The sequence below is a fragment of the Mesorhizobium sp. M0678 genome (genome assembly GCF_040320505.1).
Classification (GTDB): Bacteria; Pseudomonadota; Alphaproteobacteria; order Rhizobiales; family Rhizobiaceae; genus Mesorhizobium.
On the sequence record NZ_JAMYPT010000007.1, the window covers coordinates 227,779 to 243,733 of the forward strand.

Here is a 15,955-nt window from a genome sequence, read left to right on the forward strand (position 1 = left end):
GAAATGCAACACCCGCCCGGTCTGCCGGGCGGGTGCATTGCGTTCCTGCGGCTGGATTACTTCGAGGCCGCCGGGATCGTCAAGGTTGCGCCGACCGGAAGGCGGCGTGGCTCGTAGGCTTTGTTGGCATCGGAGATTATTTTCCATTTGGTGCCGTCGCCATAAGCCTTCACCGCGAGATCCCAATAGGTATCGCCGGCGACGATTACATGGCTGCTTTCGGCCGGTGCCGGCTCAGCCGGAGCAGGGGTCGCCGGAGCCGGTGTGGCCGGAGCCGCAGGTGCCGCCGGCTGGGCCGGCTCGGCGGGTGCGGGTGCCGGCGCTGTTTCAGCCGGGACGGCCGGTGGTGTTTTGGAAATGTCGCCAGAGCCGGCCGGCATTTCGGGCATTGCCGGCTCAGCAGGCTTTGCCGGCGCAGCCTCAGCAGGCTTTGGCGGTTCGGCAGGGTTGGCAGGTTCTGCGGCCGGGGCCACGGTCGCGGCGATCTCGGTGATGCGGCCGTCGAGCTTCGGCGTATAGGGCCGGTGCGCGCCTAGGTAGTCGGCGACGACCTGTTCCAGCCCCGGGCCGTAATCATAAGCGTTCTTGGCCTTCTCGGCGAACACCTTGTAGCCGTCGCCGCCCTGGCGGACATAGTTGTTGGTGGCGACCAGGTAATCCTTGTCCGGCTTAATCGGCGTCCAGGCGCCGCCTTCCATGACCTCGACCGATTTGACGCGTCCGTTAGGCGGCGCCGATTTGTCGAACGCATATTTCAGGCCGGCAACCTGCGGGAAGCGCCCGGCGCCGTCCTCGACCTGGCTGAGGCCGCTTTCGAGGCCGGCAACCAAATCCTTGCCGGAGATCTGGAAGGTCGCCACCGTGTTCTGAAACGGCAGGACGGTGAGAACCTCGCCCATGGTGACGGTGCCCTGGTCGATGGAGGCGCGCAAGCCGCCGCCATTCGAGATGACGATCTCGACACCTTGGCCCTTGACCCGGTCGAGGACGGCGTCGGAGACCAGATTGCCCATCTCGCATTCGCGGGCGCGGCAGTTTTCGCGACTGCCGTCGATCGCCTTGGTGGTCTCGGCGACTTCCTTGTTCTTCAAGGCCTCGATCGGCGCGCCGAGTTCCTTGATGCGAGCAAGCACGGCGGGGTCGGGCGTGATCGATTTGTCGAGATGGATGGGATCGCCGCTTGCCTCCTTGACGACGCCGTTGTCGTCGAACACGACCTTGAACTCGCCGAGATATTTCGAATAGGACGCCGCCTGCACGACAGGCACTTTGTAACCGTCCGGATTGTCGACCATCGTCGGATATGGGCCTTCCGCCTTGGGGTCGGTGTTGGACAGCAGCGAATGGCTGTGGCCGCCGACCACCACGTCGATGCCCGGGATATTGGCGATCACGTCGCGCTCGCGCTTGTAGCCGATATGGGTGACCGCGATGATCTTGTTGACGCCCTCTCGCTTCAGTTTCTCGACCTCGGCGGTGATCGACTTGACGTCATCTTCAATGGCGATGTTCGGGCCAGGCGAGGCAAGCTCCGGCGTGTCGTTGGTGACCGCGCCGACAATGCCGATCTTCTGGCCGCCGACCTCGACCACGATCGACGGCTTGACGCGGTCGCCGAGCTTGGATTGCGCATTGGCCTTCACATTGGCGCCGAGCACCGGAAACTTGATCATGTCGAGGAACGGCACCAGCGCCGACTCGCCATCGTCGAACTCATGGTTGCCAAGCGCCTCGGCGTCGAATTTCATCTGGTTGAGGAATTCGCCCTCGGTCTTGCCCTTGTAGGTCGTGTAGAAGAGCGAGCCCTGGAAATTGTCGCCGGCGCTGAGCAGCAGCACGTTCTGGCCCTCCAGCTTCTTGCGCTCCTGCGCAATCGCGGTGACCAGGCGGGCGGCACCGCCGACGCATTCGCCCTTGGTCTCCTCCTCGGCCGAGCAGGTCGATTCGTACTTGTTGTTGCTCTCGATGCGGCTGTGCCAGTCGTTGATGTGCAGGATGTTGAGCGTGTAGTCGGCAAAGGATACCCCAGCCGACAGGCCAAGCGCCGATGCCGACAGCGCGGCGATGGCAGCAATCTTCTTCATTCTCGTCTCCCGGGTGACTTGACCAGTGGCGTTAACGCTCTTGTTTGACTGGGATGTAACAGCCCTCTCAGGCCATGTTCACATCGCGTTTCAGTCGATGCAAGCTGAAATCGGCATCAGCTTTGCCGGCGCAAGAAGACGGCGGCTTGAAGCCGCCGCCCTTGTGCAAAGTAAATTCGGAATCGGATTTCAGGTGCGCCTGGTCAGCACAAAATTCTGTCCGCTCGCGCTGGTGCAATTGAGCTGGCTGGTGGAGACCATCAAGCAGTTGAAGCTGATTGGCGTCTGGCGGATCAGCGAAGTGCCATGGATCTCGACCGAGGTGCCGCCGGTCATGGTGTAGCTGCCATCGGCAAGCTTCTGGCCGGTGTCGGTTGCGACGGTCGCGAAGCTGCCGCCCTTGAAGGTGGACAAGCCCGTGCCCTGCGCGTCGATCCAGGAGCCTTCAACCCCTTTGGCGGTGATCACCGGCGGCTCGCCTGGGCCGGTTGTCGTGCAGGCCGCCAACGCGACCGTAGCGGCCGCGGCAATGCCAGCCGAAAGCAGTCTTTGCGCAATCGTCATCTTCAAGATCCTCTCCTCTCGCATCGGCCCAAAATCGATCCGATTTTCGGAAAGCACGATGCGCACATTCAAAGTGCTAGAGCGTACTTTGTGCGTCCAAATGGACGCACGTCGCTCTAGGCCGCCCCTCTTCAATCGCCCGATTTCCGGGCGATTGCAAGCTGGCGGAGTGTCGAGGCAACGCTGCTATCGAACGAGGATGTTGCGGAATTGCCACGGGTCTTTGGTGTCGAGATCCTCGGGAAACAGACCAGGCCGATTGTCGAGCGGTGTCCAGTCGGTATAATAGCTCCTGACCGGCCCGAGATATGGGTTCTGCACGTCGAGGCAGCGCTTGTAATCCATCTCGTCGGCTTCGACGATGCCGGCCTCGGGATTTTCCAGCGCCCAGACCATGCCGGCCAGCACCGCCGACGTGACCTGCATGCCCGTAGCATTCTGATAGGGCGCCAGCTTGCGCGCCTCGGCCAGCGATAGCTGCGAGCCGTACCAGTAGGCGTTCTTGGCGTGGCCGTAGAGCAGCACGCCGAGTTCGTCGACGCCATCGACCAGTTCATTTTCGTCGAGCACGTGATGCACGGGCTGAGCCTTGCCGGCGACACCGAACATCTCGTGCAGCGACAGCACTGCGTCGTTGCAGGGATGATAGGCGTAATGGCAGGTCGGCCGGTATTGCACCTTGCCCTTCTTGCCGCGCAAGGTGAAAAAATCGGCGATCGAGATCGCTTCGTTGTGTGTCACCAGGAAACCGTATTGCGGGCCGGGCGTCGGACACCATGTGCGCACGCGTGTATTGGCGCCGGGCTGCTCCAGATAGATAGCGGCCTTCGAACCGTTCTTGTGGCTTTTGGCGTTCTTCGGCATCCACGCCTCATGCGTGCCCCAGCCGAGCTCGGCCGGCTGCAGCCCTTCCGAAATGAAGCCTTCGACCGACCAGGTGTTCCAGAACACGTTCATCGGCTTGGGCTTCTTGGTGCGCTGGGTGTCGCGCTCGGCGATATGGATGCCCTTGACGCCGGCCTTCTTCATCAGCCTGGCCCAGCCTTCGCGATCGTGCTGCGCGGGTTCCGAGAAGTCGAAGCCAAGATCTGTGGCGAGATTGACCAGTGCCTGCTTGACGAACCACGAGACCATGCCCGGATTGGCGCCGCAGCACGAGATCGCCGTGGTGCCGCCCGGGCTCTTCGCGATTTCAGTACGTACGGTCTCGCGCAGCGCATAGTTGGTGCGTGAGGCGTTGTCGGCCTTTTCGTCGAAATAAAAGCCGAGCCAGGGCTCGACCACCGTGTCGATATAGAGGACACCAAGCTTGCGGCAGAGCTTCATCAACTCGAGCGAGGAAGTGTCGACCGACAGGTTGACGCAAAAGCCCTGGCCGCCGCCATTGGTCAAAAGCGGTGTCAGCAGCTTCTTGTAGTTCTTTTTGGTCACTGCATCCTGCATGAAAGTGATTCCGCGCTCGTCAAGCAATTTGCGGTCGGCGTCGCGCGGGTCGATGACCGTCATGCGCGACTTGTCGAATTTGAAATGGCGCTCGATCAGCGGCAGCGTTCCCCGTCCGATCGAGCCGAAGCCGATCATCACGACAGGGCCGGTGATCTCACCGTAAACGGGCCAGTTTTCATTCGCCATTTATCGATTACTCCCTCAAAAAACGCTTCGGAACAGCGGCTTGGCCGCGGCGCGACAAACCATAGATCATTGTCACAATAAAGCGAAAAGCGGACGGCCGGCGTTACACCGCGCCATCCCGGCTACGGCTCGACCAGTCTTGCGAATTCAGGCTTGAAGAGGTCACGTGCCTCGGAGACCGGCAGGTCCAGCAGATCGTCGGCGCAGGCCTCGGCTCCGCCTCAGCTGCTATCGACAGTACCAGGATCGCGGCCATGAACGTGACCGGCCTGCCAAGATGCTGGATCATTGTTCCCCCAAGCCACAAGTTACAGTTGTCTTCCGCCGACAGTCACGGTCGGCTGTCAGGCCCTTATAGTCAAGTTGTGCCCCGTTCAGTGCCAGACGCTGCTCAGCGAAAAGACGCTGCCAGCGCCGCCCCAGATGCGGATGGCGCATCCGCGCGTTTCAGCGGATTTTTGCCCTCGGCGCGGCTGTGGAGGCTCGAACCACCAGTTCTACCGGCAGAACGACCTGGCGGGGGGGGCTTCATTGTCAATAACCATTCGGGCGGCAAGCCTGCCTTTTCCGATCACGTCTTGCGCCACAGTGGTCATCGGAGGCGTGGTGCGTGCGAATTCAGCAGTCCCATCGAAGCCAACGACCGATACGTGGCCCGGCACGCCGATGCCGCGGCGAACCGCCTCGTCCAGTATTGTGATCGCCTGCCAATCCGACATGGTCAGGATCGCGGTTGCTTCAGGCGCCCTGTCGAACACCACTGCTCCGGCAGATGGCTCGCCTGGGATCGTCTCGAGGATCGGGACATCGTCGATCGACAAATTCGCCTCCGCCAAACCCTGTTTGAAACCGTCGAGCCTTTCATCGTCGAGCGGGAAGCCGGCCAGAAGCGGGCGCATTGCCTGTCCGGGCACGTGGACAATCGGTGGGCCGGGAGTCCGTCGCACCGAAAGGATGGCAGGGGATCGTCCATAATTATGCGCGGCTGGCCGATGGGCAGCTCTTCTGTGCCCAGGGTGCCATTCAAGTCGTTCCGGCGTGAGGGGAGGAAAATGCGATGGAACTCGCTTATGACAGTCATCTGCTTGCTCGAATTCTGCTAAGCGTCGCGACTGTGGGTTACGGTGTAGCGACGATCAAAGCCGACTTGAACGCCACACATGCAACCAATCCGTTGTGGACCCCACACGCCCGGTTTCATGTCGTCTGGCAGGTGCTGAGCTACACCGGAGTGGCGCTGATTGCGCTCGGACTTATCTGGATCAAGGGACAACTCGAAGCCGAGCGGCTCTATCTCGCCGGGGGATTGGCCGCGGCTATGTATGGAGCATTCTTCGCGGCCATGCTCTCGCGGCCGATCTACGGTGGCGTGCTGTATGACGAGAACGGCTATCCGCCGTTCCGGCCGCCGTTTGGACCGGCGGGCTGGCGGTGGGATGTCAACGTCACCGTCTTTACCGCAATGTCCGCGATCCTGCTGCTGGGCCTGGCCGCGATTTAGGACAGCACTAGCGCCCTGAGCCACGCGACCAGCCGGTCACGGTCGGCGGTCATCCCCTTGTAGTCGAGTTGTGCCTCGTCCAGCGCCAGAAGTTGTTCGGCCAAGGACGCCGCGAGCGCCGCGCGGTCGGGGTGGCGTTCCAGCACGGCGAGCGGGTCGAGATGGATGCGGATGGTGAAGAGTACGTCGCCCGAAACGGGGAGCTTTCTCAGCGTCTGCCGTTCGACGCGGATAAAGGCATGGGCGTCGATGTCGCCATCCGGGAATCTCGACGGGCGACAGCTGGCGCGGTCGATGCGTTCGAGGTTGGAGAGCGGATGGTAGAGCGCGTCGCCCGCCTGGATCGACCAGTTGTAGCGCTCGACGGCTTGGCCCTGGAGGCCGTCGAACATGCGGTTGATGAGATCGGCCGGGCGTGTGCCCGGGCCGAAACCCGGTACCGGCGCGTGGATCTGCTGCAGCGGCTTGCCGAATTTTTCGATCAGCGACCATGACGAGGGGAAGCAGAGCGAGCCGGCCGCCAGACGCCAGCCGCTGTCGTCGCGGCGCATCAGGATCAAATCTTCCTGGACGAGCAACGACGCCGCGGCAAGCGGCGCATCGCTGAAAGAAGCTGCGGTGCCCGAGCCTTCGAGATCGTCGGTGCCGCCGATCACCTCGATCCCGTCGGCGGTACGCCTGTGGGTCTCAGGAAAGTTCGCCGCCAGATGCGCACCGACCAGATCGAGCACTTCGCGCTGGGCGTCGCGCGTTGCTTGCTCCTCGACAAAAACCTTGTCGGGAATTTCCGCGTAAAGCCGGCATTTCTCGGCAAGATAGGGCAGCAGATATTCGTCGACCTCGATCCATCTATCGAGATTGAGCGGCTTCAGCCCGATGGTGAACAGTTTCGACGAGCCGTCATAGGGTGTGTGGGTCGGTGGGCGGAAACTCATGCCTCTTTGTAGGCTTCCAGTGCGGCAGCGGCCATTCTCGCCGTGAATTCGGTGATTTCGTAATCGGCGGCACCTGCCTTGGCGAAGGGATCGTCCGCCAGTCTGGCATCGAGCTCCTCGCGTGGACCGCGCGCGATGATGATGCCGCCGGTCCTTGGCCGCTTTGGCCCGGAGGCGACAAAGATACCTTGCGCATAGCAGGCCTTCAGCCACTCGACATGCGCTTGCTGCAGGCAGTCGATCTCGGTCAGCGGCACCTTGTAGTTCAGCGAAACCACGAACATTGTTGTCTCCAGATGCTTCAGCCCAGCCGCGCCGGGATCAATCCGCGCAGCGAGTTGCCGACGAACAGCGCCTTGGCCGATTGCAGTTCGTTCCACGTGTAGACCGCTTCACCGGCGCGGCCTTGATCCAGCAGTTCGCCGCGCAGGACGCCAGGCAGCAGGCCGCAATCGAGCCGCGGCGTGGCCAGCACGCCGTCGCCGAAATCGGCAAAGACGTTGGTGATCGTGCCCTCGCAGATTTCGCCGCGCTCATTGGCGAGCAGCACCTCGTTGGCGCGGCTGGCGAGATATTCGGCGCGGGCGCGCGTATAGGTTTGTCGGCCGCTGGTCTTGTGGCGCAGCAGCATGTCGCTCGAATCAAGCCGCACGCGCGCCAGCTGCAGGGTCCAGACCTTGTCTGCGGCGAGCGGCTCGTAGGGCTGCACCGACACCGCCACTTCGCCCTTGCGCGACAGGACGAGGCGAGTGCGCAATGCGATGTGCTGGCGGCCGACCGCATTCATCAGCGCTTCGCCGACCCTTTGCGGGTCGCAGGCGAAGCCGAGTTCGCTTGCCGAACCGTAAAGCCGCGCGAGATGGCGGTCGAAACGGACGAAACCCGAGCCGGGTTCCCAGCGCATTGTTTCGATCAGTTCGAAATCGGCAGTGTTCCCGTCGCGAAACGGGCTTTCAGCAGACACTCCTGGTACTCCTCTTCGGCTGTCGAATCGAAGACGACGCCACCGCCGACATTGTAGACCGCCTCGCCATTGGCAAAGAGCGAGATGGTGCGTATCGCCACCGAAAAGCGCATCCGGCCGCCGGGCGCGATCCAGCCTATGGCGCCGCAATAGACGTCACGCGGGCCACCTTCCAGCTCGCGCAGGATCTCCATGGCGCGGATCTTCGGCGCGCCGGTAATCGAACCGCAGGGGAACAGCGCGGCGAAAATCTGGCGGATGGCGAGGCCGGGCAAAAGTTTTGCCCGCACGCGGCTCACCATCTGGTGGACCGTCGGGTAGCTCTCGATGCGAAAAAGCTCCGGCACATCGAGCGTGCCAACCTCGCTGATCAGTGAGATGTCGTTGCGCAGGAGATCGACGATCATCCGGTTCTCGGCCTGGTTCTTCTCGTCGTTGCGCAAGAACGCTTTCAGGCGATCGTCCTCGGCCTTGGTGGCGCCGCGCGGCGCGGTGCCTTTCATTGGATGCGTCTCGATCATGCCTTCCGCGTCCACCTCGAAGAACAGTTCGGGCGAACGCGACAAGACGATCGGATCGCCGAGCGCGACCAGCGCGCCATACTTCACCGGCTGGCGTTCGGTCAGCGCGTTGAAGGCGGCCAGCGGATCGCCCGACCATTGCGCGCGGACCGGAAAGGTCAGATTGCCCTGGTAGCAGTCGCCCTTGCGAATATGGTCATGCAGCCTGGCAAAGCGTTTGGCGTAGTCGTCCGAAGACCAGGCTGCCTTGGCGTCGAAGATTGGGCCGTTGCTAGCCGGCAGATCGCCTGGCGCGATCGTCTCCTCGACTGGCGCGTCGAACACGCCGAGGCAGAAAAGCGGGGCGCGGCGGCCGGCCGGCAGCAGCGGAACGAGCTTGGGTTCGAGCAGGTAACCGGCCTCGTAGGAGAAATAACCGGCCAGCCATTTGCCGCCGTCATGTGCTACCTGCGCGGCTTCCAGGGCAGGCAAAAAGTCCGCCTCGCCATGCGCTGCGATTATCTCGGCCGGCCGGTCGAAAACGAGCTGCCGCGCGGTCTCGTCGTTCCTGAAAATTGCAAAGGGCAGGGGCAGGGACATAAGGCTCGGATGCTGCGGTCACCAGCGATCGATCTATATGGGGGCTCGACCGTGTGCAATCGAGGGAGCGGCGTCTCAAGACGCAAAGGCGCGGCGGCAAAAACAAATGCGGCGCCAGAGGGCGCCGCCTTGTTCCAGATGCCGCCTGCGATGGATCAGGTGTTGCTGGCTTCTCCCGCGGTCGGGAAGCGGCGCGCAAATTCCTTTTCGTCGCCGGCGGCAAGCAGTTTCGCCTGCTCGATCCAGCGTTCACGTTCGATACGGCCGTCGAAATTCAACGTCGCCTCGATCCGCTTGACATCGTCGGGCGTCCAGGCGGCGATCTGGGCATAGGTCGTGACCCCAAGCCCTTTGAGCAGCCGCTCGTTGGTGGGGCCGATGCCGATCAGGCGACGCAGATCGTTGGCTTTGCCTGCCGCGGTGGCTGTTGCCTTGCCGGTCGCGGCTTTCTTTGCCGCCGGCGCAGCCTTGCTTGCCGCTGGCGCGGTCGTCGGCGCGGCGCTCGCTTTCGATGCAGGCGGTTTCGGCGTTGCCGTTTTCGCGGCACTTGCGCGTGGCGCGGTCGCGGCCTTCGCCGTTGCAGATTTCTTCGGCGCCGGTTTAGCCGGTGCGGATGTCGACATCAGCGTTGACGGCGCCTGCATCGCGGCTTTGGTCGCGCCGGTCTTGGCGGCTGGCGCCTTGGCTGTTGCCGCCTTCGCGGTTGGCGCCTGGGTGGTTTTCGCCTCGCCCAGCCGGCGTTCGAGATCGGCGCGGGCGCGGCCGCATGCATCCAACTCACCGGTCAGACGGTCGCTATCGGCCCGCAATCTGTCGCGTTCGCTGCGCGTGCGGTCTAGATCGCCGCGCAAACTGTCGAGTTCGCCACGCAGGCGTCCCCAAATGAACCAGCCAACCAACACACCTACCAGGAACGCCAGGAGCATGTAGAAAAAAGTGCCCATTGTCTTTCTCTCTCCAGTCCGATCCGTCCGCCCTGGCCTGTGGAGCCATGACCTCGGCGAAGGACCATTCGATGGTGGTTCCGCAATTTGCAGAACAGCCGGCTTCGATCGAGCTGTCGGCGACCGGTTTGCCCCTGGCCAACAACCGTTGTCGCATCCGCCGACACGCCATGACCGGTCGGGATTTTCCGACCGGATCCATTCGTGCCCGGCTGAGCTTGAGGGCGGACGCTATCATACAGCTTACGGGAATCTAACGGAAAACTTCCATGGAAAGTTATTTAAGAACAAATATCCAAGACAAGAATAGAACCATCGCCAATATGCATTGCAGCTAAACTGTTCTGGAAAACCCGGTCATCCGGTGTTGCGCATCACCCAGTGTTGCGCATCAATTGTCCAGTGCTTCCAGCTCGTCGATCAGTCCGCTGATCACGCCAAGCCCGATCTGCCAGAAGGCAGGGTCGGCCGCGTCGAGGCCGAACGGTGCCAGAAGCTCGGAATGATGCTTGGTGCCGCCAGCGCGCAGCATGGCAAAATATTTCTCCTGAAAGCCGCGCTCGGCGTTCTGGTAGACCGCGTAGAGCGAGTTCACCAGGCAATCGCCGAATGCATAGGCATAGACGTAGAAAGGCGAGTGGATGAAATGCGGGATATAGGTCCAGAAAATCTCGTACCCTTCGCGCAGCTTGATCGCCGGCCCGAGGCTTTCCGCCTGCACTTCCAACCAGAACTGGCCGAGCTTGTCGGAGGTCAGTTCGCCGCTCCTGCGCTCGGCATGCACTTTGCGCTCGAACTCGTAGAAGGCGATCTGGCGCACGACCGTGTTGATCATGTCCTCGACCTTCTGGGCGAGCATGGCCTTGCGTTCGCGCTTGTCGGTGGTCTGCTCGAGCAGCGAGCGGAAGGTCAGCATTTCGCCGAACACCGATGCGGTTTCGGCCAGCGTCAGCGGCGTCGATGCCATCAGGGCGCCCTGGCCGCCGGCCAGCACCTGGTGCACGCCGTGGCCGAGCTCGTGCGCCAGCGTCATCACGTCGCGCGGCTTGCCCATGTAGTTGAGCAGCACATAGGGATGCGCCGAAGGCACGGTCGGATGCGCGAAGGCGCCAGGCGACTTGCCGGGTCTCACCGGTGCATCGATCCAGTTGCGGTCGAAGAAAGTTCTGGCGATCTCCGCCATGTCGGGCGAAAAGCGCTGGTAGGCGGAAAGCACGGTGTTCTTGGCCTCGTCCCAGCCGATGACTGCCTGCGGGGTCTCGGGCAATGGCGCATTGCGGTCCCAGTGGTTCATCACCTCCATGCCGAGCCAGCGCGCCTTCATCGCGTAATAGCGATGCGACAGGCGTGGATAGGCGTCGCGAACCGCGGCGGCGAGTGCATCCACCACGCTGCGTTCGACGCGGTTGGCGAGGTGGCGGGAATCGGCAATGTCCTCGAAGCCGCGCCAGCGGTCAGAAATCTCCTTGTCCTTGGCCAGCGTGTTGGTGACCAGCGTAAAGACGCGCAAATTCTTGCGGAAGGTCGTGGCCAGCGCCTCGGACGCCCGGCGGCGCACCTCGCTGTCTGCGTCCTGCAGGCGATTGAGTGCCGGCTCCAGCGTCAGCTCCTCGCCGTCGACGTCGAAGCGCAAATCGGTCATCGTCTCGTCGAACAGGCGGTTCCAGGCCCCGCGCCCGGTGATCGATTTTTCATGGAAGAGCTGCTCGATGCGGTCTTCGAGCTGATAGGGCTTGTCCTTGCGCAGATCGAGCACCCAGGGCCGGTAATGGGCGAAGGCCGGATCGGCCGCGAGTGCGTTTTCGATCGCGCCATCGTCGATGAGGTTCAGCTCGAGCGCGAAAAACAGCAGGTGCGCGCTGGCATCGGTCATCTTTTCCTGGATGTCGCCATAGAGCTTGGCGCGCTGCGGATCCGACGTGTTGCCGGCATAGACAAGCCCGGCATAGGAGACGATGCGGCCGATCAGCTCCTCCAGCGCTTCATAGGCCTGAAGCGTCTCGCCAAGCCTGCCGGCGCTGCCACGCCCGGCCTCGGCGGCGAGCGTGCCTTTCCAACGGCTCTCGAAGGCGATGGCATCGACGGCGGCCTTGGCGATGTCGCGCTTCAACTCGGGCGCTTCCATGCCCGAATAGAGATCGGCCAGATTCCATTCCGGCAGGTCGCCAAGCTCCGCCACGCCCTGACCGGGCGCCGCCGCCAGCTTTCGAGCAAAAACCATGCGCATTGCCGATCCTTCCAGACACAAAAATTCGAGGAAACGAGAAGCCGGTCAAATCCTAAGGAATTCATTCACCGGGTTTTTTGAAAGCTTATTTAGAACCCTGTGCCAAGATGATCCATAGGGCGCATTCTCGGGCGGGCACGGTCGGATCAGTCATGGCAGCTTCCATACTCATAGTCGATGACGATCCCGTGCAGCGCAGGCTTCTCGAGGCGGCGGTGACGAAATTCGGCCACACCGCGATCGTCGCCGATGGCGGCGAGGCGGGTCTCGAGTTTGTCGACGGACCCAATGCGCGCGACGTGTCGGTGGTCATCCTCGACCTTATGATGCCCGGGCTCGACGGCATCGGCGTGCTGAAGGCGATGCGCGAGCGTGGCATCCACATTCCCGTCATCGTGCAGACCGCGCAGGGCGGCATCGAAACCGTCGTTTCGGCAATGCGTCACGGCGCCTTCGACTTCGTCGTCAAGCCGGCCTCCCCCGATAGGCTGCAGGCGTCGATCGGCAACGCCCTCAAGGTCGAAGCGCTCGAAGGCGAAGTGAAGCGCTCGTCACGGCAGCGCGGCGGCCATCTGACGTTCAAGGACATGATCACCCACAGTCCGGCGATGGATCGGGTGATCCGGCTCGGCCGCAAGGCGGCGGCGTCCAACATTCCGATCCTGATCGAAGGTGAATCCGGCGTCGGCAAGGAACTGGTGGCGCGCGCCATCCAGGGCAGCGGCGACCGCCGCTCGAAACCCTTCGTCACCGTCAATTGCGGCGCCATCCCCGACAATCTGGTCGAATCGATCCTGTTCGGGCACGAGAAGGGCTCGTTCACCGGCGCCACCGAAAAACATACCGGCAAGTTCGTCGAAGCGCACACCGGCACGCTGTTCCTTGACGAAATCGGCGACCTGCCGCTCGACGTGCAGGTCAAGCTGTTGCGCGCCGTACAGGACGGCGAGGTCGATCCGGTTGGCGGGCGCTCGACCGTCAGGGTCGACATCAGGCTGATCTCGGCAACCCATCGCAACCTGCTGCAGCAGGTCAAGGACGGCAAGTTCCGCGAGGACCTGTTCTATCGGCTGAACGTCTATCCGATCTTCGTGCCGCCATTGCGCGACCGTCGCGACGACATCCCGTATCTGGTTGAGCACTTCATGGAGAAGGTGGCGCCCGCCGATCCGCGCCACCGCCTGCGAGGCATCTCGGCTGCGGCGCTTGCCATGCTGCAGGCCTATGACTGGCCGGGCAACATAAGGCAGCTCGAAAACGCCGTCTTCCGGGCTTCGGTGCTCGCCGACGGCGACATGCTGACCGAAGAAGAATTCCCGCAGATCCGGGCGCAAGTCGAGGGCACGGTCAATCTCGATTCGGGTATCGCCTTGCCAGCTCCAGGGTGGCCAGCTTCAGGGGGGCCAACTCCAGGGTGGCCAGCTTCCGGAGTGGCTTCGGGCAGCCAGCCGCGCGACAACATATCGGCCGCTGGCGGCATCGCAGCCGCCGACGCCGATGCACCAGCCAAGCCTCGTTTCGGCACGCTGCGGGCGCTCGACGAGCGCGGCAATGTGCGTGCGCTGGCCGACGTCGAACTCGAAATGATCAAGCTCGCCATCGATCACTATAACGGCCAGATGAGCGAAGTCGCCCGCCGCCTCGGCATCGGCCGGTCGACGCTCTACCGCAAGCTCAAGGAATACGGCATCGACCCGGAAACCGGCCGCGTCGAACGGCTCGCTTCCTGAGTCACAGGGCCAAGCCGGTTCTCATCCGGACATCATTCCACGCAACTGCGCCTCGAAACGAGGTGTTCGCCACAGTGTTCACGTATTAAGGCGGACGGTAACAGATCGTGTTTCGAGCTGGCGCCAAAACATGATCTAAACCAGCGGTTTACCAAGATATCCTGCGCAATATTTTTGGCGGGATATCGCCACCGTGTTACCGCATTTCGGCTTCAATAAGCGATGATTAACCATTAGGATCGATATTCGGATGCACACACCACGCATCCGTTTGGTCAAATCCGGGGACAAAACGGCAGCCTGCAAGGCCTTTTGATTTGAACAGAATCGAACGACACAAAAACGGGCGGCATTATCACATGAGCGTCTGGCCGAGATGGCTGGCAGCGGTGATTGTTGCCGTCGGGTTCCTTGCAGCAGCGGCAACCGGCGCCAGCGCCGAGACACGTTCGCTGAAGCTCTATCATCTCCACACGCATGAAAAGGCGGAGATCGTCTACAAGCGCAACGGGCGCTACGACCAGGCGGGCTTGCGAAAGATCAACATCATCCTGCGCGACTGGCGTCGCAACGAGCCGACCAAGATGGATCCGCGCCTGCTGGACCTGGTCTGGGAGGCCTATCGGGAGAGCGGCGCGACCGACTACATCCAGGTCGTCTGCGGCTATCGTTCGCCGGCCACGAATTCGATGCTGCGCAGCCGCAGCAGGGGCGTCGCCGAAAAAAGCCAGCACATGCTCGGCAGGGCGATGGATTTCTATATTCCCGGCGTGCCGCTGAAGAAGCTGCGCGACGTCGGCCTCAGGATGCAGGGCGGCGGCGTCGGCTACTATCCCAGTTCCGGCTCGCCGTTCGTGCATATGGATGTCGGCAATGTACGCCACTGGCCCGGCATCAGCCGCCAGGAACTGGCGCGCGTGTTCCCCAACGGCAAGACGCTGCATGTGCCGAGCGACGGCAAGCCGCTGCCTGGCTATCAACAGGCGCTCGCCTCCTACAAAGCCCGCAAGGGCGCCGGCGCACCGGCCATCGAACTCGCCAGCGCAAGCGGCGGTGCCAAAAAATCCCGTGGGTTCCTGGCAGCCCTCTTCGGCGGTGGCGACGACGAGGCGGACGACAGCGCCGATGTGGCGATGGCCGAGCCGGCGCCAAAGCCCCGTAACGTGAAGCCGGCGCCGTCCGCCAAGAGCAGCAACCTGCCTGGCATTGCCATCGTGGCGCCTCAGGATGCCAAGCGCGCTCAGATTCCGGAAGTCGCCGATGCTCCGGCGCCTGCGCCTGAACCGGAGAACGACACGCCGGAGACGATCATCGCGGCATTGCCTGCCCGCAGCATTCCGCTGCCGGATTTTGCTCCGCGTCCGAAGACCGACGTCGGCGCCCAGCCGCCTGAAAACGTTCCGTTCGGCGTGGCGGATGCGGCTGGATCGACTGAACAGGCGGTGGCGACCGCGCAAGCGCCGGCAAGCGTGGCGCCGGCAAATGTTCCGTTCGGCATAGCAGACCCGTCTGCTGCGGCCGGCCCGGTGCAGGTCGCGGCAAACAACATTCCCGTGCCGAGCTGGCGGCCCAATCATTCGCTGCCGGCCGATCTTTCGTCGGTGGGTCTTGCGCCGCAGGACAAGCAAGTGTTGCTGGCGCTGGCGAGTGCGGCCGAGCGGAGCAACACCGCCACCGACGCATTCTCGGTATTGCCGTCGGCGCGGCCCGACAGTTCCCAGCCCGACGAGGTCAAGGCCGTTCTGGAACGGGTCAGCGCGACCGACGAATACAAGGTCGCGTCGCTTTCCGAGCAAGCATCGGTGTTCGAGGAACCGGCGAGCGACGACGGGGCATCGAGCGACGGGGCATCGCCGCGCGAGGCCATCGTTGCCCGCCCGGCAGGCTCCGATCCGGCCGCCGTCATCGGTGCAGGCGTGAAGACCACACGCAAGGAACCCAGGGCCACCGCCCGCGACCTGAAGCCCGGCCCCAAGCCGGTGGTGGTCGCCGCCGCGCCGCAGTCCGCCCGGTGGGCGCTGCACAGCGGTGAGTATGTCGCAACTGTTTCAGATGCGACAACGGCGCCGCGCTACGCCTACGACTTCGTCCGTACGGCACCGAGCGAGGTCTATACGATAGGCTTCCAGCCGGGCAACGAGATGGCCGACGCAAACCGGTTCACCGGCAAAGCCGTCAAGTTCATGTCGGTGGCCCGCTTCAAGACCGAGTAGGCCGCGCTGGGCACCTCGCGCGGCTACCTCCACCGCCGGCACTGGCTTCCTTCATCCAGGG

At 63.0% G+C, this 15,955-nt stretch carries 13 protein-coding genes; 3 read left to right on the forward strand and 10 right to left on the reverse strand.

Going from position 1 to position 15,955, the window contains the following annotated elements; all coding sequences use genetic code 11:
* Nucleotides 1-56: 56 nt before the first annotated feature.
* From NKI29_RS15705 to NKI29_RS15720, 4 genes are all read right to left on the reverse strand, one after another.
* The gene (locus NKI29_RS15705) at nt 57-2,084 is read right to left on the reverse strand and encodes a 5'-nucleotidase C-terminal domain-containing protein (RefSeq protein ID WP_352796645.1); all 2,028 of its coding nucleotides are present in this window, start codon (nt 2,082-2,084) and stop codon (nt 57-59) included.
* Nucleotides 2,085-2,273: 189 nt separating this feature from the next.
* Nucleotides 2,274-2,648 (reverse strand): outer membrane lipoprotein Omp10, encoded by a 375-nt coding sequence (gene omp10 / locus NKI29_RS15710; protein ID WP_023720183.1) that lies wholly within the window; start codon nt 2,646-2,648, stop codon nt 2,274-2,276.
* 186 nt (nt 2,649-2,834) lie between these two features.
* The gene (locus NKI29_RS15715) at nt 2,835-4,280 is read right to left on the reverse strand and encodes a homospermidine synthase (protein WP_352568136.1); all 1,446 of its coding nucleotides are present in this window, start codon (nt 4,278-4,280) and stop codon (nt 2,835-2,837) included.
* 497 nt (nt 4,281-4,777) lie between these two features.
* Nucleotides 4,778-5,179 carry a substrate-binding domain-containing protein gene (locus NKI29_RS15720; protein ID WP_352796648.1) on the reverse strand — a complete coding sequence of 134 codons (402 nt, stop codon included), beginning with the start codon at nt 5,177-5,179 and terminating at the stop codon, nt 4,778-4,780.
* 158 nt (nt 5,180-5,337) lie between these two features.
* Here NKI29_RS15720 and NKI29_RS15725 point away from each other — a divergent pair, with 158 nt between their 5' ends.
* Nucleotides 5,338-5,781 (forward strand): DUF6640 family protein, encoded by a 444-nt coding sequence (locus NKI29_RS15725; RefSeq protein WP_031194347.1) that lies wholly within the window; start codon nt 5,338-5,340, stop codon nt 5,779-5,781.
* Here NKI29_RS15725 and NKI29_RS15730 read toward each other — a convergent pair.
* From NKI29_RS15730 to NKI29_RS15755, 6 genes are all read right to left on the reverse strand, one after another.
* The gene (locus tag NKI29_RS15730) at nt 5,778-6,716 is read right to left on the reverse strand and encodes a heme-dependent oxidative N-demethylase family protein (RefSeq protein WP_352796650.1); all 939 of its coding nucleotides are present in this window, start codon (nt 6,714-6,716) and stop codon (nt 5,778-5,780) included. The two genes, NKI29_RS15725 and NKI29_RS15730, sit on opposite strands and share 4 nt — an antisense overlap.
* Nucleotides 6,713-7,000, reverse strand: a complete 288-nt coding sequence (locus tag NKI29_RS15735) for a YciI family protein (protein ID WP_352454072.1) — start codon at nt 6,998-7,000, stop codon at nt 6,713-6,715. The genes NKI29_RS15730 and NKI29_RS15735 overlap by 4 nt, the downstream gene beginning before the upstream one ends.
* A gap of 17 nt (nt 7,001-7,017) precedes the next feature.
* Nucleotides 7,018-7,680, reverse strand: coding sequence for an aminotransferase class IV family protein (locus tag NKI29_RS15740; RefSeq protein WP_352568132.1), 663 nt, complete (start codon nt 7,678-7,680; stop codon nt 7,018-7,020).
* Nucleotides 7,629-8,780, reverse strand: coding sequence for an aminodeoxychorismate synthase component I (locus tag NKI29_RS15745; RefSeq protein ID WP_352454074.1), 1,152 nt, complete (start codon nt 8,778-8,780; stop codon nt 7,629-7,631). The genes NKI29_RS15740 and NKI29_RS15745 overlap by 52 nt, the downstream gene beginning before the upstream one ends.
* A 155-nt stretch (nt 8,781-8,935) precedes the next feature.
* Nucleotides 8,936-9,724, reverse strand: coding sequence for a helix-hairpin-helix domain-containing protein (locus NKI29_RS15750; RefSeq protein ID WP_352454075.1), 789 nt, complete (start codon nt 9,722-9,724; stop codon nt 8,936-8,938).
* 391 nt (nt 9,725-10,115) lie between these two features.
* Nucleotides 10,116-11,951 (reverse strand): M3 family oligoendopeptidase, encoded by a 1,836-nt coding sequence (locus NKI29_RS15755; RefSeq protein WP_352454076.1) that lies wholly within the window; start codon nt 11,949-11,951, stop codon nt 10,116-10,118.
* A 152-nt stretch (nt 11,952-12,103) separates the two neighbouring features.
* On the opposite strand from NKI29_RS15755, the gene NKI29_RS15760 reads away from it, so the two are divergent.
* Together NKI29_RS15760 and mepK are read left to right on the forward strand one after the other, a co-directional pair.
* Nucleotides 12,104-13,681, forward strand: coding sequence for a sigma-54-dependent transcriptional regulator (locus NKI29_RS15760; protein ID WP_352568129.1), 1,578 nt, complete (start codon nt 12,104-12,106; stop codon nt 13,679-13,681).
* 359 nt (nt 13,682-14,040) lie between these two features.
* Nucleotides 14,041-15,894 carry a peptidoglycan L,D-endopeptidase MepK gene (gene mepK, locus NKI29_RS15765; protein ID WP_352568127.1) on the forward strand — a complete coding sequence of 618 codons (1,854 nt, stop codon included), beginning with the start codon at nt 14,041-14,043 and terminating at the stop codon, nt 15,892-15,894.
* Nucleotides 15,895-15,955: the final 61 nt, after the last annotated feature.

Bases quoted from the DNA above. Each gene is read 5' to 3' on its own strand.
- NKI29_RS15705 (WP_352796645.1), bottom strand. From the start codon at position 2,084: ATGAAGAAGATTGCTGCCATCGCCGCGCTGTCGGCATCGGCGCTTGGC.
- NKI29_RS15745 (WP_352454074.1), bottom strand. From the start codon at position 8,780: ATGTCCCTGCCCCTGCCCTTTGCAATTTTCAGGAACGACGAGACCGCG.
- NKI29_RS15715 (WP_352568136.1), bottom strand. From the start codon at position 4,280: ATGGCGAATGAAAACTGGCCCGTTTACGGTGAGATCACCGGCCCTGTC.
- NKI29_RS15735 (WP_352454072.1), bottom strand. From the start codon at position 7,000: ATGTTCGTGGTTTCGCTGAACTACAAGGTGCCGCTGACCGAGATCGAC.
- NKI29_RS15760 (WP_352568129.1), top strand. From the start codon at position 12,104: ATGGCAGCTTCCATACTCATAGTCGATGACGATCCCGTGCAGCGCAGG.
- NKI29_RS15720 (WP_352796648.1), bottom strand. From the start codon at position 5,179: ATGCGCCCGCTTCTGGCCGGCTTCCCGCTCGACGATGAAAGGCTCGAC.
- mepK (WP_352568127.1), top strand. From the start codon at position 14,041: ATGAGCGTCTGGCCGAGATGGCTGGCAGCGGTGATTGTTGCCGTCGGG.
- NKI29_RS15755 (WP_352454076.1), bottom strand. From the start codon at position 11,951: ATGCGCATGGTTTTTGCTCGAAAGCTGGCGGCGGCGCCCGGTCAGGGC.
- NKI29_RS15750 (WP_352454075.1), bottom strand. From the start codon at position 9,724: ATGGGCACTTTTTTCTACATGCTCCTGGCGTTCCTGGTAGGTGTGTTG.
- omp10 (WP_023720183.1), bottom strand. From the start codon at position 2,648: ATGACGATTGCGCAAAGACTGCTTTCGGCTGGCATTGCCGCGGCCGCT.
- NKI29_RS15725 (WP_031194347.1), top strand. From the start codon at position 5,338: ATGGAACTCGCTTATGACAGTCATCTGCTTGCTCGAATTCTGCTAAGC.
- NKI29_RS15730 (WP_352796650.1), bottom strand. From the start codon at position 6,716: ATGAGTTTCCGCCCACCGACCCACACACCCTATGACGGCTCGTCGAAA.